The sequence below is a fragment of the Pseudomonas fluorescens genome (assembly GCF_000730425.1).
Lineage (GTDB): Bacteria > Pseudomonadota > Gammaproteobacteria > Pseudomonadales > Pseudomonadaceae > Aquipseudomonas > Aquipseudomonas fluorescens_X.
The window spans coordinates 1779536-1800531 of the sequence record NZ_CP008896.1 but is presented as its reverse complement, the minus strand read 5'-3'; the positions used below and the strand labels follow the sequence as shown (position 1 = coordinate 1800531).

The 20996-nt window shown below is 59.5% G+C and carries 19 protein-coding genes; 7 read left to right on the top strand and 12 right to left on the bottom strand.

Annotated features, from left to right (window positions below; translation table 11 throughout):
- Positions 1–60: 60 nt before the first annotated feature.
- The 5 genes from tal to HZ99_RS07750 all read right to left on the bottom strand — a co-directional run bounded on the left by tal (position 61) and on the right by HZ99_RS07750 (position 4966).
- On the bottom strand, positions 61–987 hold the full coding sequence (tal, locus tag HZ99_RS07770) for a transaldolase (protein ID WP_038442144.1): 927 nt from the start codon (positions 985–987) through the stop codon (positions 61–63).
- Between the two features lie 247 nt (positions 988–1234).
- Positions 1235–2227, bottom strand: a complete 993-nt coding sequence (gene dusA, locus HZ99_RS07765; protein WP_038442143.1) for a tRNA dihydrouridine(20/20a) synthase DusA — start codon at positions 2225–2227, stop codon at positions 1235–1237.
- Positions 2228–2316: 89 nt separating this feature from the next.
- On the bottom strand, positions 2317–2865 hold the full coding sequence (locus tag HZ99_RS07760) for a cytochrome b (RefSeq protein WP_038442141.1): 549 nt from the start codon (positions 2863–2865) through the stop codon (positions 2317–2319).
- Between the two features lie 122 nt (positions 2866–2987).
- Positions 2988–3899 (bottom strand): alpha/beta fold hydrolase, encoded by a 912-nt coding sequence (locus HZ99_RS07755; protein WP_038442140.1) that lies wholly within the window; start codon positions 3897–3899, stop codon positions 2988–2990.
- Positions 3896–4966, bottom strand: a complete 1071-nt coding sequence (locus HZ99_RS07750) for a sugar phosphate isomerase/epimerase family protein (RefSeq protein ID WP_038442138.1) — start codon at positions 4964–4966, stop codon at positions 3896–3898. Before HZ99_RS07750 ends, HZ99_RS07755 begins: the two co-directional genes overlap by 4 nt.
- Before the next feature lie 109 nt (positions 4967–5075).
- Between HZ99_RS07750 and HZ99_RS07745 the strand changes: the two genes are divergently transcribed.
- Both HZ99_RS07745 and mqo read left to right on the top strand, forming a co-directional pair.
- Entirely contained in the window at positions 5076–5702 is a 627-nt protein-coding gene (locus HZ99_RS07745; protein WP_051903120.1) for a TetR/AcrR family transcriptional regulator, read from the top strand.
- A 275-nt stretch (positions 5703–5977) separates the two neighbouring features.
- Complete coding sequence (mqo, locus tag HZ99_RS07740; protein WP_038442136.1) at positions 5978–7624, top strand: malate dehydrogenase (quinone); 1647 nt, start codon at positions 5978–5980, stop codon at positions 7622–7624.
- A gap of 122 nt (positions 7625–7746) precedes the next feature.
- Here the strand turns inward: mqo and HZ99_RS07735 are convergent, their stop codons facing one another.
- Both HZ99_RS07735 and ppnN read right to left on the bottom strand, forming a co-directional pair.
- On the bottom strand, positions 7747–8121 hold the full coding sequence (locus HZ99_RS07735; protein WP_038442135.1) for a hypothetical protein: 375 nt from the start codon (positions 8119–8121) through the stop codon (positions 7747–7749).
- A gap of 210 nt (positions 8122–8331) precedes the next feature.
- The gene (gene ppnN / locus HZ99_RS07730; protein ID WP_038442134.1) at positions 8332–9705 is read right to left on the bottom strand and encodes a nucleotide 5'-monophosphate nucleosidase PpnN; all 1374 of its coding nucleotides are present in this window, start codon (positions 9703–9705) and stop codon (positions 8332–8334) included.
- A 328-nt stretch (positions 9706–10033) separates the two neighbouring features.
- Between ppnN and fabV the strand changes: the two genes are divergently transcribed.
- Positions 10034–11227, top strand: a complete 1194-nt coding sequence (gene fabV / locus HZ99_RS07725; protein WP_038442133.1) for an enoyl-ACP reductase FabV — start codon at positions 10034–10036, stop codon at positions 11225–11227.
- A 210-nt stretch (positions 11228–11437) separates the two neighbouring features.
- Entirely contained in the window at positions 11438–12061 is a 624-nt protein-coding gene (locus HZ99_RS07720) for an HAD family hydrolase (RefSeq protein ID WP_038442132.1), read from the top strand.
- Here the strand turns inward: HZ99_RS07720 and HZ99_RS07715 are convergent.
- Positions 12058–12963 (bottom strand): LysR family transcriptional regulator, encoded by a 906-nt coding sequence (locus HZ99_RS07715; RefSeq protein ID WP_038442130.1) that lies wholly within the window; start codon positions 12961–12963, stop codon positions 12058–12060. The two genes, HZ99_RS07720 and HZ99_RS07715, sit on opposite strands and share 4 nt — an antisense overlap.
- A 98-nt stretch (positions 12964–13061) precedes the next feature.
- On the opposite strand from HZ99_RS07715, the gene HZ99_RS07710 reads away from it, so the two are divergent.
- The gene (locus tag HZ99_RS07710; RefSeq protein ID WP_038442128.1) at positions 13062–14228 is read left to right on the top strand and encodes an aspartate aminotransferase family protein; all 1167 of its coding nucleotides are present in this window, start codon (positions 13062–13064) and stop codon (positions 14226–14228) included.
- Here the strand turns inward: HZ99_RS07710 and punR are convergent.
- Positions 14220–15137: a DNA-binding transcriptional activator PunR gene (gene punR / locus HZ99_RS07705; RefSeq protein ID WP_038442126.1), complete on the bottom strand. Its 918-nt coding sequence runs from the start codon at positions 15135–15137 to the stop codon at positions 14220–14222. The genes HZ99_RS07710 and punR overlap by 9 nt on opposite strands.
- Before the next feature lie 122 nt (positions 15138–15259).
- Between punR and punC the strand changes: the two genes are divergently transcribed.
- A complete protein-coding gene (punC, locus tag HZ99_RS07700; protein WP_038442123.1) occupies positions 15260–16444 on the top strand; it encodes a purine nucleoside transporter PunC in 1185 nt (394 codons plus the stop codon).
- Here punC and HZ99_RS07695 read toward each other — a convergent pair.
- Positions 16441–17274, bottom strand: coding sequence for a hypothetical protein (locus tag HZ99_RS07695; RefSeq protein WP_038442121.1), 834 nt, complete (start codon positions 17272–17274; stop codon positions 16441–16443). The two genes, punC and HZ99_RS07695, sit on opposite strands and share 4 nt — an antisense overlap.
- A 144-nt stretch (positions 17275–17418) precedes the next feature.
- A complete protein-coding gene (locus tag HZ99_RS07690) occupies positions 17419–18369 on the bottom strand; it encodes a LysR family transcriptional regulator (protein ID WP_038442118.1) in 951 nt (316 codons plus the stop codon).
- A gap of 172 nt (positions 18370–18541) precedes the next feature.
- Here HZ99_RS07690 and HZ99_RS07685 point away from each other — a divergent pair, with 172 nt between their 5' ends.
- The gene (locus HZ99_RS07685) at positions 18542–20053 is read left to right on the top strand and encodes a nucleobase:cation symporter-2 family protein (RefSeq protein WP_038442116.1); all 1512 of its coding nucleotides are present in this window, start codon (positions 18542–18544) and stop codon (positions 20051–20053) included.
- Between the two features lie 64 nt (positions 20054–20117).
- Here HZ99_RS07685 and HZ99_RS07680 read toward each other — a convergent pair whose 3' ends face one another.
- A complete protein-coding gene (locus HZ99_RS07680; protein WP_038442115.1) occupies positions 20118–20864 on the bottom strand; it encodes an alpha/beta fold hydrolase in 747 nt (248 codons plus the stop codon).
- Positions 20865–20996 lie beyond the last annotated feature (132 nt).

The following is a 20996-nucleotide window of genomic DNA, read 5'->3' as shown; positions in this document are numbered from 1 at the left end:
AACTGACACAAAAAAGGGCGGCCCATTTACGGGTACCGCCCTTTTTGCTGTCGTCCCTTATTAGAGCTTTGCGCTCAACAACGCCTCCAGCTTTTCCTGGTCCCGAGCAAACTGGCGAATGCCCTCAGCCAGTTTTTCAGTGGCCATTGCATCCTCGTTGGACTCCCAACGGAACTGCGCCTCTGTCATATGCACACGAGGCTCGCCGGCATGGCCTGGCGCCAACTTGCGCTGCAGCTTGCCATTATCGGCCGCCAGCTTCTCCAGCAAATCCGGGCTGATGGTCAGGCGGTCGCAACCGGCCAGCTCTTCGATCTGGCTCAGGTTGCGGAAGCTTGCGCCCATCACCACCGTCTTATAGCCATTGGCCTTGTAGTAGTTGTAGATACGTGTCACCGACTGCACGCCAGGATCATCGGCGCCGGTATAGTCGTTGCCATTGGCTTTTTTGTACCAGTCGTAGATACGACCGACAAACGGCGAAATCAAGAAGACCCCGGCTTCTGCACAGGCCACCGCCTGGGCGAAGGAGAACAACAGGGTCAGGTTGGTCTGGATGCCTTCCTTTTCCAGCTGCTCGGCGGCACGAATACCTTCCCAGGTGGACGCGATCTTGATCAGCACACGGTCGCGGCCAATACCTGATTTTTCGTACAGGTCGATCAGGCGATGCGCGCGCTTGAGTACTGCGTCAGTGTCGAATGACAGGCGGGCATCCACCTCGGTGGAAATACGGCCGGGCACCACTTTCAGGATCTCCTGGCCCACAGCCACCGCAAAACGGTCACTGGCCAGTCCCACATCACCGTTACAGTCCTGCACGCAGGCATCCAACAGCTTGGCATAGCCAGGAATGGAGGCAGCCTTGAGCAAGAGGGAAGGATTAGTGGTGGCATCCTGCGGCTTGACACGAGCGATAGCTTCAAAATCGCCGGTGTCGGCAACTACAGTGGTGAATTGCTTGAGTTGTTCCAGCTTGGAAGTCATGGGCGTGCTCTGTCCTATGGGTCTGATGACATTACCCGACGGCTGCTAGCCGCTCAAGGGCGCAAATGCGTTCGATCGTTTGCGAGGGCAACAACCTGAAAACAGCCGTTTGAATGACCGGCCTTGCTGGTAAGTAGGAGGGCAAAATCGCCATCGGGTTCAACCGGCACCGCGATCAACGCGTCGGAGCGGGCTTGCCCGCGATTGCGATGGACCCGTCGCTCACTTAATTGAGCGGCCCGCTCGGTCAGCGGCCCTCCAGCAACACCCCAGCCTGATCCAGTAAAGCCAGCGGATCGCTGGCCTTATGAATATCCACCGACAGCAACTGCCGAAACCTGCGTGCCCCCGCAAACCCAGTGCCCAACCCCAATACATGCCGCGTAATGTGATGCATCGCCCCACCTGTAGCCAGATGCTCGGCAATATAAGGCCGCAACTGCGCCAAGGCCTCGGCCCGACTGATCACCGGCGCTGTGCTGCCAAACAGCCGCTGATCCACTTGCGCCAGCAAATACGGATTGTGATAAGCCTCACGCCCCAGCATCACCCCATCAAACACTTGCAAATGCTCTTCGCACTGCTCCAGCGTCTTGATCCCGCCATTGAGCACAATCTCCAACTCGGCAAAGTCCCGCTTCAATTGCGCCGCCACGTCATAACGCAACGGGGGAATGTCTCGATTCTCCTTGGGCGACAGCCCCTCCAGAATCGCAATCCGCGCATGCACGGTAAAACTGGTGCAACCTGCCTCCTTCACTTGCCCAACAAAATCACACAACTGCGCATAACTGTCTCGGCCATTGATCCCGATACGGTGCTTCACCGTCACCGGAATCGACACCGCATCACGCATCGCCTTCACACAATCAGCCACCAGGGCAGGGTGGCCCATCAGGCATGCGCCGATCATATTGTTCTGCACCCGATCACTGGGGCAGCCGACGTTCAGGTTGACTTCGTCATAGCCTGCATCCTCGGCCATGCGGGCGCAGGCGGCTAAATCAGCTGGAACACTGCCGCCCAGTTGTAACGCTAACGGGTGCTCGGCTTCGTTGTGGCGCAGAAAACGCTCATGGTCACCGTGGAGGATCGCGCCGGTGGTGACCATTTCGGTGTAGAGCAGGGCGTGCTTGGATAGGAGGCGCAGGAAGAAGCGGCAGTGGCGGTCGGTCCAATCCATCATCGGCGCAACCGAAAATCGGTGGGAAAGTGATGGCGATGCGATCTGTAGGGGCATTGAAGTATCTGGAGGGGGCGGCAAAGGGCGGTCAGTTTATCAGGAACGGAGTAACCCCGTTGATGCCGGGTAATGGGAGATGTCCCACATCAGTCAATATGCCCCGGCAGCATGCCTGTGAGTACCTGGTCTTTATCAATAAATTGATGCTTCAACGCCATCACCATGTGGCCACCTACCAGGGCGCCACATAACCAGGCGCTGTAGGTGTGGATCGCTTTTGCCAGTTCATAGAGATTTTTATCCGGCTCGACCAGCGGCGGCAGCAGGAACAGGCCGGCAACCAGGATGGGCTTGTCAGCCACCGAGCTCCAGTACCAGCCGGAGATCGGCAGCCCCAATAGCCCGACGATGTATAACAGCAGGTGGCCGATGAACGCCGCGTGCTTGAGCCGCGGGCTCATCGTGTCGGGCATCGCTGGTGCTGCATGGGTCAGGCGCCAGGCGATGCGCAGGACGATAAGGAATAGAAGGGTGCTAGCCATCGCCTTGTGTAGAAAGGTGAGTTGATGCTGTGGGTTGAATTCATCGCGCCAATGAACGGCCACGATTCCCACCAGCCAGGCGCCAATCCAGATGAGCGCCATGCTCCAGTGCAACCACTTTGCAATGGAGGTGTAGCTTTTTGCCTCTGTCATCTGGAGACGCGCCTCCCTTTTGAGTAGGCGCGATTATCGATAATTCGGCAGGTCGGAAAACCGTAAAAACTCGATGATTTCCATCGGTTTTTCTGATTTCGGATTTTTCGTATGCTGCCAATTCACTTTTCTGGCACAGAGTCTCCGCTTTCAGGATGCGCCAGCAAAAAACCGACTAAGTGCTCCAAAAAAGCCTCCGGTGCCTCCTCCATCACAAAATGCCCGCAATCGGCGATGATCGCCCCGCGCAGGTCAGTTGCGCGCCCCTGGAGCGTCATCAGTGGCGCATCGTTAGTGGCATGTTCAGCGCCGATGGCCAGTACTGGCATTTCCAGCATGCGGGTAGCGCGATCAGTATTTTGTCGGATTGTTTCGGGAATCGCGCGATAGTAGTCGAAACCTGCACGCAAGCTGCCGGGTGTCGAGTAGGCACGAATGTAGACGTCGGAGGCGACGGCATCGCGGTGGAATGACCAGCGGTCGAACATGAAATTGAGGTACGTTTCCTCTCTTCCGGTGATGAGGGCTTCGGGTAGGTCGTGGATCTGGTTGAAGAGGAAGTGCCACAGGAAGATGTTTTGTTCCGGTGCGACAAAAATCGGTGGCGGTGGGGCCAGGCCGGGGATGACGGCTTCGGTTACGGTCAGTGTGCGCACGGCGTGTGGTTGGTCACTTGCCAGCGCATAGGCGACCCACATGCCGACATCGTGCCCGACCAGGTGATAGCGCGGGATGCCCAGCGCCAGCATTGTCCGATGGAGCACATCGGCAATGTTACCGGTGTCGAAGCCCAGTGCTGGCCGGTCTGAGTTGCCCAGGCCTGGCGGGTCGACGGCAATGGCCTGCAAGCCCTGACGTGCCAGAGCTCGCATGGTATGTCGAAAGGCATACCAGGTTTGGGGCCAGCCCGGGATCAGCAGCACAGGTTCTCCGGTTCCCACCGCGACGCAGTGGGTTTTCTTACCATCGATTCGTATGTAGTGATGTGTAAAGTCGTCGCCGTTATTCAGCGATGTGGCGGTGCGAGCGTTCATGGTTGTGCCTCATGCAGCAGGCCGAGCATGGCCTGGATCTGCTGCTGATTGACCGGGGCTCCGGCGAAGTCGTCAAAGGCCCGGTCAGTGACTTCAATGATGTGTCGATTGATAAACTCGACGCCTTCGCGGGCTCCGGCCTCCTGGTTTTTCAAGCAGCATTCCCATTCCAGCGTGGCCCAGCCCGGATAGTCGTATTGGGCCAGCTTGGAAAAAATGCCTTTGAAATCCACCTGGCCGTCACCCAGTGAGCGGAAGCGTCCGGCACGGTCGGCCCAGTCGCTGTAGCCGCCGTAGATACCTTGGCGGCCGGTGGCGTTGAACTCGGCGTCCTTGACGTGAAACATGCGGATGAACGACTGGTAAATGTCGAGGTAGCTCAAGTAGTCCAGTTGTTGCAGCACGAAGTGGCTGGGGTCAAATAGGATTCGGCAGCGTGGATGCTGGTCAACCCGGTCGTAGAAGCGCTCGAAACTGGTGCCGTCGTGGAGGTCTTCGCTGGGGTGGATTTCGTAGCAGAGGTTGACGCCTTTCTCGTCGGCGAGGTCCAGGAGCGGTCGCCAGCGCCGTGCCAGTTCATCGAATGCTGCATCGATAAGACCTTCCGGGCGTTGCGGGAAGGGGAATAGATAGGGCCAGGCCAGGGAACCGGAAAACGTGCCCAGGTCTTCAAGACCAAGCTTTTGCGAGGCCGCGATGGTCAATTTCATGCGTTCGATCGCCCATTCTGTACGGGCCTGGGGCTTACCCCGCAGCGGCGCTGGAGTGGAAGCATCCCACAGGGCGTCGTAGGCAGGATGAACCGCCACCAGTTGGCCAAACATGTGGCTGGTCAGTTCACTGATCTGCAGGTCGTGGTCGAAGAGCATGCCTTTGATGTCATCGCAATAAGCCTGGCTTTGCGCGGCCAGTTCGACATTGAAGAATCGGCTGTCCCAGGCCGGAATCTGCAGGGCCTTGAAACCTTGCGTTTTGGCCCATTGGGCGACGTTTTCCAGGCTATTGAAAGGTGGCTCGGCGCCACTGAATTGCGCCAGGTGCAAACTAGGTCCTTTAAGGGTACGCATCAGATTCTCTCTATTATTTGTCGATCAACAAAGAATAGGCTGGCCGATTCATTACCGTCAACCCGATATGAGTTAAAGTGATGAAATCACACCAACAGGTAAGCAATTAATGGCTGGACGTCCGCGCGAATTCGACAGGGGAGCGGCATTGCAGCGCGCTATGTTGTTGTTCTGGGAGCAAGGGTATGAGGGCACCAGCATGTCGGCGCTGGTGGATGCGTTGGGTATTGCCTCGGCGAGGATTTACGCCGCTTTTGGCAGTAAGCAGGCGTTGTTTCGTGAGGCGGTGGCGTTATATGAAAGCGGCGAGGGTGGTTTTGCCGACTGTGCGCTGGCACAGACAGGTTTGAGAGGCGCGATCAGGGATATGCTGGACGATGCCATCACCACTTACACGCAAGCGGATCGTCCCGGCGGGTGTCTGGTGGTGAGTGCCGCAAGCAGTACCAGCCCCGATGGTGCTGAGGTTCAGCAATGGCTGCGCGAGCATCGCCTGCAGCGCACCCAGTCGATTATCGACAGATTGCACCGCGGGCAGGAAAACGGTGAGCTTGGCGAGGATGCCGATGTGCAGGCGCTGGGGGACTTTTATGCGACCTTTCTGCACGGAATTTCCATCCAGGCGAGGGATGGCGTTACCTCGGAGCGCCTTCGCCAGTCTGTCGATGTCGCGCTGAGCCTGTTGCCAACACGACCACCAAGTCCAGAACAGACGCCCGATCCAGCCGGACCATGATATTCTGCACGCCATCTTGGTCTATTCTCTCTCTGGTACGCACGCCCGAATGCGTACCGGCAGGGTAGCTGTTGCCGAGGTAGCTGAAGCCAATAATGATAAGAAGTCAGCGCAGAAGGGACATAAAAGTGAGGTCGATACGTCGGCTTTGTGTGCCCACCCTGCAGCTCTTGGGAGTACGGGAACCAGCAAAACATTGCCTGATGTTTTGCGCACCACGGTTGCCAGAAGGTCGAGGGCGGTAGGGCGGAAGGCGTTTTATCATAGGTGCTACGATGTTTAAAAAAGTGAACACCGCCCTGCTGGGGCTGGCTTTGTCGATGGGGATCACTTCCGTCCAGGCGGAAGAGGCAAAGAAAGTTGATGTGCTGCTGATCGGCGGCGGCATTATGAGTGCAACCCTGGGTGTCTGGCTCAATGAGCTGGAGCCGGGTTGGTCCATGGAGATGGTTGAGCGCCTGGACGGCGTCGCCGAAGAAAGCTCCAACGGCTGGAACAATGCCGGTACCGGTCACTCTGCCTTGGCTGAGCTGAACTACACCCCGGAAAACAAGGACGGCACCGTTGAGATCCCGAAAGCGGTCGAGATCAACGAAGCGTTCCAGATTTCCCGCCAGTTCTGGTCGTGGCAGGTTCAGCAAGGCGTTCTGAAGAACCCGCGCTCGTTCATCAACTCCACTCCGCACATGAGCTTTGTGTGGGGCGATGACAATATCAAGTTCCTGAAAAAGCGTTACGAAGCGCTGCAGGCGAGCCCGCTGTTTGCTGGCATGGAATACTCCGAAGATCCGGTACAGATCAAGAAGTGGGTTCCGCTGATGATGGAAGGGCGTGACCCGAGCCAGAAAATCGCGGCTACCTGGTCGCCGATCGGTACCGACGTGAACTTTGGCGAGATTACCCGCCAGTTCGTCGCTCACCTGCAGACCACACCCAAGTTCGACCTGAAACTGTCGAGCGAAGTGCAGGACATCACCAAGAACGCCGACGGTTCGTGGCGCGTCAGCTACAAAAACCTGAAAGACGGGACCAAGACCGAGACCGACGCCAAGTTCGTGTTCATCGGCGCGGGCGGCGGTGCCCTGCACTTGCTGCAGAAGTCGGGCATTCCTGAAGGCAAGGAATACGCCGGTTTCCCGGTTGGCGGCTCGTTCCTGGTGACCGAGAATCCAACGATTGCCGAGCAACATCTGGCTAAGGCTTACGGCAAAGCGTCGGTAGGTTCGCCGCCGATGTCGGTTCCGCACCTGGACACCCGAGTGCTGGATGGCAAGCGCGTGATCCTGTTTGGCCCATTCGCGACCTTCTCCACCAAGTTTCTGAAGGAAGGCTCGTACCTGGACCTGCTGACCAGCACCACGACCCACAACATCTGGCCAATGACCAAAGTCGGTATCCGCGAATATCCACTGGTCGAGTACCTCGCCGGTCAATTGATGCAGTCGGATGACGACCGCTTCAAGGCGCTGCAAGAGTACTTCCCGAATGCCAAGAAAGAAGACTGGCGCTTGTGGCAAGCCGGCCAGCGTGTACAGATCATCAAGCGTGACGAAGAGCAAGGCGGCATCCTGAAGCTCGGTACCGAGGTGGTCAGCTCTGCAGACAACACCATCGCCGGCCTGTTGGGTGCGTCGCCAGGTGCGTCCACTGCAGCACCGATCATGCTGACCGTGCTGGAAAAGGTGTTCAAGGACAAGGTCGCTACCCCGGCCTGGCAGGAAAAGTTGAAGCAGATCGTGCCTAGCTATGGCACCAAGCTGAACGGCAGCCCTGAGCGTGTTGCGCAAGAATGGGCCTACACCGCCAAGGTTCTGCAACTGACGCCTCCGCCAGTCATTCCGCAAATGGCTGCTCCGCAAGCTACCGAAGCTGCCAAGCCTGCGGCTGAGCTGAGCAAGCCGGCGGCTGACATTGCGCTGTAAGCGTTTGACGAGGTCCTGAGACAGGATTGAGTCGATAGCTAAAAACCCGCTGAACCGGCAACGGTCAGCGGGTTTTTTGATTTTGATTGCGGCGCCTTATGGACGCGGTTCAGGGCTGCGCTCTAGCTCGGCTTTTTCGTTCCCAAAAGCCGCACTTCCTTGAGCAGCGCCGCCCCCAGTTGCTCGGTGCCCAGCTCCTTGTACCCCACAGCCTTGATATCACCGTTCTGTTCCGCCTGGATGATGATCACCGGCGTCTCTTTGCCTGTACCCGCCTCGACGTGCATGGCGTATTGGGGAATATCCATTTTGATCGGTGTGCCTGCCGCCTTGCCTTTCACATTGATCAGAAACGCCGCACAACCATTGTCGACATCGTCGTTGGTGGCGGATCGCCCGCTGACGAAACAGTTCTCGGGGAGGTCGGGCCAGGCAATGGTTTGCGCCAAGGTCAGGGTGGGTGTCAGGAGCAGGGCAGCGAGCAAAAGCGTGCGCACGTTGGGCGGTCTCTCAAGGGGCGGTGGAACACAGGTTTTATCAAAGCAGGTCGATTGCAGCAACGCCAAGGTGCTGCATCTGTTGGTCCTTAGACTGCTTTTTAGATGTCGGTGGGCTGGAATAGATAAAACCTTAGTCCGGTTTTTGCTATCGACCCTCCCTGAGGCGACCCTTAAAGCGCTACAGCATATGACCTGGCAGTCTGCCTGTTACTGGACGACACGATAGCAAGGCACATACGCCGCACCACCGGGCAGTTTCATCCGATGCTGCTCCACAAATGCCTTCAACAGCTCATCCAGCGGCTTCATGATGGTCGGGTCGCCGTGGATCTCATACGGGCCATTCTGTTCGATCAGGCGGATGCCCTTGTCCTTGACGTTGCCCGCCACAATCCCCGAGAACGCCCGGCGCAGGTTGGCCGCCAGTTCATGGGGCGGCAGGGCATGGCTCAGTTGCAGGCTGGCCATATTTTCGTGGGTTGGGTCGAACGGGCGCTGAAAGCCTTCGTCGATCTTCAGCAGCCAGTTGAAGTGGAAGGCGTCGTTGCGTTCACGGCGGAACTGTTTGACGGCCTTCAGTCCTGCGGTCATCTGTCGGGCGACTTCGGCGGGGTCATCAATGATGATCTGGTAGTGGGCCTGGGCCGCTTCACCGAGGGTTGCGCCGACAAACGCATGCAACTGTTGCAGGTACGGTGCCGCCTGTTTTGGCCCGGTGAGGATGACCGGGAAGGGGACTTCACGGTTGTCCGGGTGCATGAGGATGCCCAGCAGGTACAGGAACTCTTCGGCCGTGCCGGCGCCACCTGGGAAAATAATGATGCCGTGGCCAACCCGCACGAAGGCTTCCAGGCGTTTTTCGATATCCGGCAGGATCACCAGTTCGTTGACGATCGGGTTCGGTGCCTCGGCGGCGATGATGCCCGGCTCGGTGAGGCCCAGGTAGCGCCCGCCGGTGATGCGTTGTTTGGCGTGGGAAATGGTTGCGCCCTTCATCGGGCCTTTCATCACGCCCGGGCCGCAACCGGTGCACACGTCGAGGCTGCGCAGGCCCAATTCGTGCCCGACTTTCTTGGTGTATTTGTATTCCTCGGTATTGATCGAGTGACCGCCCCAGCACACCACGATCTTTGGTTCGACACCCGGGCGCAACGTACGGGCGTTGCGCAGCAGGTGGAACACGTAGTCGGTGATGCCTTGGGAGGTGCTCAGGTCGATGCGTTGGCTATCGAGTTCGTTTTCGGTGTAGACGATATCGCGCAGGGCGCTGAACAGCATTTCCCGGGTACTGGCGATCATTTCGCCATCCACGAACGCATCCGCCGGTGCGTTCAACAGCTCCAGGCGTACGCCGCGATCCTGCTGATGGATGCGCACTTCAAAGTCTTTGTAGGCGTCGAGGATGGTCTTGGCGTTGTCGATATGGGCGCCGGTGTTGAGGATAGCCAGGGCGCACTGGCGGAAAAGCGTATAGATGCTGCCGGAGCCGGCTTCGCTCAGTTGCTGGACCTCACGTTGCGACAGCGTTTCGAGACTGCCCTTGGGGCTGACGGAGGCATTGATGACTTGGCGTTGAGGCATTCTTATTCCTTGAAAACGCAGCCACCGGGCGATGAACAGCCAGTGGCTTGAAGATGAAGAGCGCCGAATACGGTCGCACAGGACGGGCATTTTCCCTGCCATGGGGGCAGGACGCAAACACTGTCCTGCCTCATCATGCCGCAGAATTTGCTGAATCCGCGCCCTTGTTGGAAAAATATAGTGCCTTTGGCCGGTGTGGATTGGATTTTGAGAACAGAAGAATTGCGACTATCGTGACGCTTCGGTTTTTCGGACGTCATAGACCGGTACGATTGACGCCGTAATGGCCACCATTGGCCATCGGCACCTTGGAAGAGGCAGAAATTTTATGATCATCAAACCGCGGGTTCGTGGCTTTATCTGTGTGACCGCCCACCCTGTTGGCTGCGAAGCGAACGTCAAAGAGCAGATCGACTACGTGACCGAACACGGCGCCATCGAAGGCGGCCCGAAGAAAGTCCTGGTGCTCGGTGCGTCCACCGGCTACGGCCTGGCAGCGCGTATCAGTGCCGCTTTTGGTTGTGGCGCCGACACCCTAGGCGTGTTTTTTGAGAAAGAAGGCGAAGAAGGCAAGCTCAGCTCTGCCGGCTGGTACAACAGCGCCGCTTTTCACAAGTTTGCTGCTGAAAAAGGCCTGTACGCCAAGAGCATCAATGGCGATGCGTTCTCTGACGAGATCAAGCGCCTGACCATCGAAACCATCAAGAAAGACCTGGGCAAGATCGACCTGGTGGTCTACAGCCTGGCCGCGCCACGCCGTACCGACCCGCAAGGCGTGGTGCACAACTCCACCCTCAAGCCGATCGGCAAGGCCGTGACCCTGCGCGGGATCAACACCGACAAGGGCGTTGTGGTCGACACCACCCTGGAACCCGCGACCCAGGAAGAGATCGATGGCACCGTCAAAGTGATGGGTGGCGAAGACTGGCAACTGTGGATCGACGCCCTGCGTGACGCCGATGTGCTGGCCGAAGGCGCCAAGACCACCGCGTTCACCTACCTGGGCGAAAAGCTGACCCAGGATATCTACTGGAATGGCTCTATTGGCGAGGCCAAGAAAGACCTCGACAAGAAAGTCCTGACCCTGCGTGACAACCTCGCGGCAATCAAGGGCGATGCCCGTGTCTCCGTGCTCAAGGCCGTGGTCACCCAGGCCAGCTCGGCGATCCCGATCATGCCGCTGTACCTGTCGCTGCTGTTCAAGGTGATGAAAGAACAGGGCACCCACGAAGGCTGCATCGAGCAGGTCTACGGCCTGTTCAAGGACAGCCTGTATGGCAGCGAACCGAAGCTCGATAGCGATGGCCGTCTGCGTGCCGACCTGGCTGAGCTGGAGCCGAAAGTCCAGGACGCCGTTGCGGCGCTGTGGGATCAGGTGACCGATGACAACGTCAACGAAATCAGCGATTTTGCCGGCTACAAGGCCGAGTTCCTGCGCCTGTTCGGTTTCGAAATCGAAGGTGTGGATTACGACGCCGACGTCAATCCGACCGTGAAGATCGAAGGCCTGGTCCAGGCTTGATCCCTTGTAGGAGCCGGCGTGCCGGCGAAAATCGTCAACGATTACGCGGGGTGCCTGGTACTCCGCGGTCTTCTCGGGTTTTTCGCCGGCAAGCGGGTTCCTACAAAAAGCTCATATTTACGAACCGTCCTACACTCCCACGCTTGCCCCTTCTTGGCCTCGGTGTGCCAGACTGCCCCCCTTATCACACCAGGATAACGGAGGATCTTCATGACGATTCGTGCAGTAGTTTTTGATTTCGGCGGTGTCCTGTTTGACTGGAGCCCGCAGTATCTGTACCGCAAACTGATTACCGGTGACCAGGAACGCCAATGGTTCCTTGAGAACATCTGCACCCAGGCCTGGAACACTGAACAGGACGCTGGGCGCTCCCTGGCTGAAGCCACCCAGAGCCTGATTGCCGAACACCCGCAACATGAGGCCTTGATCCGGGCCTACTACGACCGCTGGCCTGAAATGCTGCGCGGCCTGCTCGCCGACGGGGTGGCGATTCTTGAAGACCTGCATGAAGCCAAAGTACCGTTGTTCGGCTTGACCAACTGGTCCGCAGAAACCTTCCCCTATGCCCGCGCCAACTACCCGTTTCTCAAATACTTTCGCAACATCGTGGTGTCCGGCGAGGTGAAGCTGATCAAGCCTGACCCGGCGATCTACCGTGCCAGCTTCGACCAGGTCCGTGCCCATCTGCCGGATATCCGGGCTGAAGAGCTGGTATTTATCGACGATGTGGCCGAAAACGCCAATGCCGCCAGTGCTCTGGGCTGGCACGGTATACACCACATATCACCTGAACAGACCCGCCGTGAGCTACAGGCCCTGGGGGTGAGTGTCTAGCGCGCCCATTGTTCGATCGCGAAATCGACGAAGGCCCGCAGCTTGGGCAGGCGATAGCGGTCCTGTGCATACAAGAGGTGCATCGGGCGCGAAGGTGACTGATAGCCTGGCAGCAGCGCCACCAGCCGGCCCGCCAGTATATCGGCACCGACCAGGGCGTCGGGCAGCATCACGATGCCCATGCCTTCGACGGCCGCACGGTGCAGGGCCTGGGAACTGTTGATAGTCATGGGCCCGGATACGGCGACTTCTACCTCGCCCTCGGCTCCCCGCAGGCGCCAAAGTTTGTCGGCGTTGCGCCAGTCATCGGTCGATGGATAGGCGAATGCCAGGCAATCATGCTTCTGTAAATCCATGGGCTGTTGGGGTGTGCCCCGGCGGGCCAGGTAATCCGGCGATGCGCACAAGGTCATGGTGTAGTCCTGCAAGGGCCGGGCGATCAGGCTGGAGAGTTGCAGTTCACCCAGGCGGATCGCAACGTCGAAGCCGCTGTCGATCAGGTCCATCGCTTGATTGCTCAACACCACATACAGCTGGATCTGCGGGTAGCGCCGGGAAAACGCACTGAGCGCCGGTGCCAGGCGCTCGGCACCGAAGGCGGGCGGGGCGGTGATGCGCAGCAGCCCTTGTGGCGCCTCGCTGTGGATCTGTTCAGCCAACTGCTCGGAGTTGGCCACCAACCCCAACACCTCCAGGCAGCGCTGGTAATAGAGGCCGCCAAACTCGGTCAGGCTTTGCTTGCGGGTGGTGCGCTTGAGCAGGCTGACACCGAGGCGCTGCTCCAGGGCACGCAGGTGGTTGCCGACCATGGTGGTCGACAGGCCACAGGCCTGCGCCGCCGCAGTCATGCTGCCGGTCTCCACCACTTTGACGTAGACGGTCATTGCCTGGAACAGATCCATTATCAAGTCCTGGTTTAAAGTGATTGCATATATGTGCAGTTTATCCAGCTTGGGTGGCCAACGATACTGAGGCCCTGACCACGATGGAGCCCAATGCCATGACCACCGCCTGCCTCATGACCACCTACCAACCCTTGGCCCTGAGTTTTACCCATGGCCTGGGTACCCGCCTGTGGGACCAGCAAGGCCGTGAGTACCTCGACGCTGTGGCCGGGGTGGCCGTGACCAACGTCGGTCACTCCCACCCGCGGTTGGTGAAGGCAATCAGCGAGCAAGCCGGGTTGCTGTTGCATACCTCCAACTTGTACGGCATCGACTGGCAGCAGCGCCTGGCCCAACGGTTGGCCCGGTTGTCGGGCCTGGATCAGGCGTTCTTCAACAATTCCGGCGCCGAAGCCAACGAAACCGCGTTGAAACTGGCACGCCTGCATGGCTGGAAAAAAGGCATCGAGCAGCCGCTGGTGGTGGTCATGGAGAATGCCTTCCACGGCCGCACCCTGGGTACCATGGCCGCCAGTGACGGGCCATCGGTGCGCCTTGGGTTTCAGCGTTTGCCGGGAGACTTCATCAAGGTTGGCTTTGGCGACCTGACGGCGCTGGAGGCGGTGACCCGTGAATTCGGCCCCAGCATCGTGGCTGTACTGTTGGAGCCGATCCAGGGCGAAAGCGGTGTGCAGGTCGCTGCGCCGGGTTACCTGAAAGCCCTGCGCGCCCACTGCAGCCAGCACGGCTGGTTATTGATGCTCGATGAGATCCAGACCGGCATCGGGCGCACCGGTACCTGGTTTGCTTTCCAGCAAGAGGGCATTGTCCCGGACGTCATGACCCTGGCCAAGGGCCTGGGTAATGGCATTCCTATTGGCGCCTGCCTGGCCCGGGCCCCGGTAGCCAAGCTTTTCACCCCCGGCAGCCATGGCAGCACCTTTGGCGGTAACCCGTTGGCATGCCGTGTGGGTTGTACGGTGCTGGATATCATTGAAGAGCAAGGCCTGCTGGAGAACGCCGCGCGCCAGGGCGAGCGGCTGCTGGCGCGGCTGCGGGTGGAGTTGAGCGAACACCCGCAAGTGCTGACGATCCGTGGGCGTGGCTTGATGATCGGTATTGAACTGGCCACGCCACAGCGCGACCTGGCCGAGCGAGCCGCACGGGAGCAGGGGCTGTTGCTCAATGTCACGCGGGGCAAGGTCATTCGCTTGCTACCGCCCCTGACCCTTGGTAGCAACGAGGTGGAGATGATTGTGCGGGGCATCGCTCGGTTACTGTGACCCCGGCCCGTTCAACCATTCCTGGTTCATCGTCTCGCTATCCCCCAGATAGTCCAGGAGCCAGGTCATGGCCGGCGACAGCTTGTTCTGCGCCCAGGCCACGCAGGACGGGCTGGCCGGGAAGGGCCGGGACAGTTGCAGCGCCGCCAGTTCACCACGGTCGATCAGCGGTTGCACCAGGTGCGCCGGGACCATGCCGACGCACAGCCCGTCCTGCAGGCAGTCCATGGCCGATGCCCAGTTGGGGACCACCAGGCGCCGCTGATTGTCCAGGGTCCAGGTGTCGCGTTTGGGCAGGTTGCGTGAGGTGTCAGTCATGCACAGCGATGCAAAGGGCCGCAATTGATCGTCACTGAGCAGACCCTCGACCTGGGCCAGTGGATGCCGGGCGCTGACCACGCACAACCAGTTCAACAGCCCCATGTCGCGAAAGGTGAAGTGACTCGCCACCGGTACCGCGCTGGTGGCACCGATCACAATATCGGTGCGCTCGTCTGCCAGGGCATCCCACACCCCGTTGTACACCTCATATTCCAGCAACAACTCCACTTCAGGGAACTGGCGATAGAAGTCCAGCACCAGCTGCCGGCAGCGCTGCTGTTTGACGATGGAGTCCACCGCCACTTTCAATTGGCCGCTCCAGCCATTGGCCACCTGCTGGCACAGCCGACGGGTGTCGAGCATGGTTTTCATCACGCTGCGGGCTTCCTCGATAAACAGGCGACCAGCGGGTGTCAGTTCCACATCACGATGGCGGCGGATAAACAACGGTACTGCCAACCATTCCTCGATTTGCCGCACGGTGTAGCTGATCGCCGAGGGCACGCGGTGCAGCTCCTGGGCGGCGGCGCTGAAGCTGCCGTGACGGGCCACGGCATCCACCACATCCAGGGAGTATTCGGACCACATGGGTATTGCCTTCAAAAATATTGATAAGAGTGTCCAATTATTATCGCTTCACAGCGCAACTGTCAGCTTCATAATAGGCGTCAGTCAGCAAATTGTTTGATGGCAGGACTCACAAGGCTTCAATGAAAAACTCTTTTGGTTTCACTGGGTACCTGGCGGGGCTGAGCATGCTCGGCTATCTGGCGATGGATATGTACTTGCCCGCGTTCGGTGCCATGGGCCAGCACCTACAAATTTCCCCCGGTGCGGTGGGGGCCAGCTTGAGCATCTTCCTTGCCGGTTTTGCCGTTGGGCAACTGCTCTGGGGCCCGCTGTCTGACCGCCTGGGGCGCAAACCGATCCTGCTGGCCGGCCTGAGCCTGTTTGTGCTCGGCTGCCTGGGGATGTTCTGGGTCGAGACGGCGCCACAACTGCTGGCGTTGCGCTTTGTGCAGTCGATTGGGGTGTGCAGCGCAGCCGTCAGTTGGCAGGCGCTGGTGATCGACCGTTACCCGGCCGACAAAGCGCATCGGGTGTTTGCCAGCATCATGCCGCTGATGTCCCTGTCACCGGCGCTGGCGCCGCTGTTGGGGGCGGTGGTGTTGAATCATTGGGGGTGGCAGGCGATCTTCGCCGTGTTGCTGGGGGTCTCGCTGTTATTGCTGGTGCCAACGTTGCTGCTCAAACCCATGCCCAAGCGCCTGGCCACAGACCGTGCAAAAGCCCGGCTGGGCTACGGGCAACTGTTCAAGTCACGGGTGTTTACCGGCAATGTGCTGATCTTCGCCGCGTGCTCTGCCAGTTTCTTCGCCTGGTTGACCGCATCGCCGTTTATCCTCGGTGGCATGGGTTACAGCCCCAATGACATCGGCTTGAGCTACGTCCTGCCGACCCTGGCGTTCCTGGTGGGGGGCTACAGTTGCCGCAGTGCCTTGCAACGGCTCCAGGGCAAAGTCCTGTTGCCCTGGTTACTGGTGGCGTACTGCATCAGCATGGTGGCGCTGTATCTGGTGGCGACCTTGACGGTGCCGACACTCACCACCTTGTTGATTCCGTTTTGCCTGATGGCCTTGGTCAACGGCGCCAGCTACCCGATTGTAGTGGCGAATGCGCTGATGCCGTTTTCGGAAAACTCCGGCAAGGCTGCGGCGTTGCAAAACACCCTGCAACTGGGCTTGTGCTTTGTCGCCAGCCTGCTGGTGTCGTCGCTGATCGAGGAGCCCTTGCAGATCACCGCGATCGTGATGCTGGCGACCGCGCCGTTGGCGGTATTGGGGTACTGGCTGGCGCGGCCCAGGTCGGATGAGTCGGAGTTGGCGGCGGCTTAAAACGTCACTTCCATATTCACGGTTGGCGTCGAGGTGCGGCTGCCCCGGCCCCCCTCCACGCCGAACTTGTTATGCCAGTATTCGTAGCCCACACCCACGTACAGGTTGGGCTTGACGCTTTTGCCTGGCCGTACCGCAACCATCAGCGCCGTGCGCATCAGGGTCTCGGCCGCGGTGTCGCGGCTGTTGTAGTCATGGCCCTTTTCACCCACATGGTTGATGAACCCCTGGAACTTCGCGCCATGGTTGCCGAGTTCGAACGGGCGCATCCAGGTCAGGTTGAGCATGTAGGTGTCGTCGAAGGTGTGGTTCGGATCCTTCGCACCAGGGATGCCGGAATGGTTGTTTTCCTTGTAGTACATCAGGCTCAGGTCCAGCACCCCGACCGTGTTGAACTTCAGCGTCGGCCCGATCACCAGGGCGCGTTTTTTCGCCGAGGCCAGGTTGTTGTTGCGGTTGGCGTCGAATCCCAGGGTCAGTGCGTAATCCTTGATCAACCCGGTACCCAGCGGCCTGTCGAATACCCGTGACGCATACAACTGATGCCGGTACACCCCATAGACTTCGCTGCCGCCATGGTCGGTACCCTTGCGTGGGTCGTGGCTGTCGGACAGGAACACATCGAGGTTGAGGAAGTTGCTGCCGTACTGGTAACCGCTGGCATGGGTAAAGCTGTAGATACGCTTGCTGAAGTCGTCGGGGTTGTTTGGATTGGTGAACTGTTGCCCGTAGCGAAATCCTACGCTGTTGTTCATCCATTCCACCGCGACAGCCTCCCCGCCGCCGAGGAGTGTGAGCAATACGGTCGCGCCGTGCAGTGCCTTTTTCATTGTTTTAGTTCCTTTGGCGTTTTGGCTCTTGGCAGCCGTGCGGGGGCTGCCGGGCGCAGTATCGACACAAGCGCGGCGACGCTCAAAGAACAGAATGTCGACTGGGCCGTTGCCGAATCGGCAGCACTTAAGTTGGCCTGAAGGTCAGGAAGTACGTGGTGTACAGGGTAATTCTTCGCGTTCACGCAAGGCGATTTCCTCGCTGATCAGGTGAGCCATGGATTCGACCGCCGTCGGCAAATCCCGACCCTTGCGCGCATACAGCCCCAGATCGCTGAACATCCCGCCCTGGTCATTCAAGGGGATATGCAGCAACTCACCCCTGGCCAAATCGGCCTCGATCCCGATTCGTGTCTGGAACGCCACCCCCAACTGCTGACGCGCCAACTGCCGCGCCAGTTCCATGGAATTGCTTTGCAGCAACGGCTTATGCACAGCCGCCGAGCGCTTGTGCAGCGGGGCGATCAAGTGGTGGATCGACAGCTCGCTGTTGGCCTGGATCACCCCGTGTTCAGCACACAGGGTGTAGCTGACACTGGCATGGGGGGCCAGTGGATGCCCCGGAGCCACCAACGCACCGAGGCGGAAATGGCCGACACACAATTGCGTGGTTTCCGCACTGCGCGGCAGGGCAAACGCCAGCCCCAGGTCTGCCTGGCCGTTGATCACCGCTGCCGGAATCGATTGTGAACCCTGCACGGTCACACCGATGGTCACTGCCGGATAGCGCTGGCGCATGCGCTTGAGTACGGCTGGCAGCAATTCCACCGTCGCGCCTTCTACCGTGGCGATTTCTACATGCCCGGTCTGTACCTGGTTCAGGCCTTCCAGCTCGCCCCGTACCCGTTCCACGTCCTGCAATACCAGGGTCACATGGCGGGTCAGGATGTCCCCGGCAGCGGTCAGGCGCAGCCCGCCGGGCAGGCGCTCGAACAGCGCGGCGCCCACTTCGTCTTCGAGTTTGAGGATCTGCCGGTTGACTGCCGACGAGGCGACGTTGAGCCGGCGCGCAGCTTCGCGGATCGAATGGCAGCGGCGGACCATATCGAAATAGCAAATAGCCGCAGAGTGGATGCGCAGCGTGCGGTTGAGCATTTTTTTCAAGTCCTTGTGGGCACGGCTTCAAGCCTTGGGGCAGGGCGGCTGAATGGATTTTTGTAACGTCGATTATGGGTATCTTGTGGAAATGATTGTATACAACTCTATGGACATCCAATCTTTCTATTGCATACAGTGAGCGCACAACAAAAACAGAGATCCCCTCACCATGACTATCCCGAAGGCGTCACCGCAACGGCCAGAAGATGAGAATCTTGGCGTCGCTGCCAACATGGCTTACGGCCTGCAGCATGTACTGACCATGTACGGCGGCATCGTGGCCGTGCCGTTGATCGTCGGTCAGGCGGCCGGTTTATCACCCGCCGATATTGGCCTGTTGATTGCCGCGTCGTTGTTCGCCGGTGGCCTGGCCACATTGCTGCAAACCCTGGGCCTGCCGTTTTTTGGCTGCCAGTTGCCCCTGGTGCAAGGGGTGTCGTTTGCCGGTGTGGCGACCATGGTGGCGATTGTCGGCAGTGACGGCGCGGGCGGTGTGCCGGCGATCCTCGGTGCGGTGATGGCTGCGTCATTGATCGGGTTGCTGATTACCCCGATCTTCTCGCGGATTACCAAGTTCTTCCCGCCGCTGGTGACCGGGATTGTGATTACCACCATCGGCCTGACACTGATGCCCGTCGCCGCCCGTTGGGCCATGGGCGGTAACAGCCGCGCCGCAGACTTTGGCAGCATGCCGAACATTGGCCTGGCGGCCATCACCCTGGTGCTGGTGCTGTTATTGAGCAAGGTGGGCAGCGCCACCATCTCGCGCCTGTCGATCCTGCTGGCCATGGTGTTTGGTACTTTGATCGCCGTGTTTCTGGGCATGGCGGACTTCTCCACTGTGACCCAAGGCCCGATGATCGGCTTCCCCGCGCCGTTCCACTTCGGCATGCCGACCTTCCACGTGGCCGCGATCCTGTCCATGTGCATCGTGGTCATGGTCACCCTGGTGGAGACCTCGGCGGATATCCTCGCGGTAGGCGAGATCATCGACACCAAGGTTGACTCCAAGCGCCTGGGCAATGGCCTGCGTGCCGATATGCTGTCGAGCATGTTTGCGCCGATCTTCGGTTCGTTCACCCAAAGCGCCTTCGCCCAGAACGTCGGCCTGGTGGCGGTGACCGGGGTCAAGAGTCGTTATGTCGTGGCCACGGGCGGCCTGTTCCTGGTGATCCTTGGCCTGTTGCCCTTTATGGGCCGGGTGATTGCCGCCGTACCGACCTCGGTGCTGGGCGGTGCCGGAATCGTGTTGTTCGGCACTGTGGCGGCCAGCGGGATCCGCACGCTGTCCAAGGTCGATTACCGCAACAACATGAACCTGATCATCGTCGCCACCTCTATCGGCTTTGGCATGATCCCCATCGCCGCGCCGAGTTTCTACGATCAGTTCCCCAGCTGGTTCGCGACCATTTTCCACTCGGGCATCAGTTCCTCGGCGATCATGGCGATCCTGCTGAACCTGGCGTTCAACCATTTCACCGCCGGCAACTCGGACCAGCAGTCGGTGTTCGTCGCCGGTACCGAGCGCAGCCTGTGCTTCCAGGATGTGGCGGCACTGCGGGACGGGGACTACTTCAGCAAGGGCAAATTGTTTGATGCCGAGGGCAAGGAAATTCCCATGGTGGAGGACGCGCAGCAGAAAGTGGCGGTACCGGGCAGGGCTGAAACCAGCGAGGTGTAGCCAGAGCACCACACCCAAACTGTGGGAGTGGGCTTGCCCGCTCCCACAGTTGATGGGTGGGGTTTCAACAGTGGGGCGAGCACACCTCATCCAAAAACGTCACCACCGTGCCCATGCATGGCTGGCGTTCCTCCACATGGGGCATATGGCTGGAGTCCTCGAACAACGCCGCGCGCGCAGTGGCGATCTGGCCGAGGAACATCTTGAATTCCAGCGGCGTAGCCTGGTCATGCCGCCCGCCAATCACCAGGGTCGGCACGTTGATCCGCGACAGCTGGCCAAGGCTGATCGGGCCGTGCAGAGCGTTGTACACGGTAGGATCGGCTGCCATCTGGACGAAGGTGCGTGCCACTTCTTTGGGCCACGGGTTGATCCGGCACAGGGGTTGGTCATCGAAGCCGGCAGCCAGGTTGGCGGCGATCAAGGCGCGCAAGCCTTTGGGTTGGCGAATCGCGTGCTCACTGCCGAGCCTGCCGCCCCACGCATGGCCGAGGATCGCGTACTGGTCGCTGATTTGCAGATGGCCGAGCAGGTTGTCGAGCTCTTCGAGGAACAGGTCAATTGTCCAGAAATCGGCGGGCTGATGGGGCAGGTGGGTGGAGCGCCCATTGCCGAGTTGATCGTAGTGAATCACTGCGTGCCCACTGGTCGCGACATCCTTGAAGGCATCCAGATAGTCATGGGTGCCGCCGGGGCCGCCATGGAGGATGACCAATGGGGTCTTGCCGCTGTCGAGGTTGCCGGTCACGCGATACCAGGTCTGGTAGTCGCGAAAGGCGGCGTAGCCCTGGCGTTGTTCGATGAATTCCATTTCCGGCCCTGCCATCAAAGTTGGTCGGGTACACGATAATTTGAACGGAACGTTTAAGTAACTGGCAAAACGGCTAGGTTTTCCTGCGGGATCTGCGCTATCGCCCTTTGTAGGAGCCGGCAAGCCGGCTCC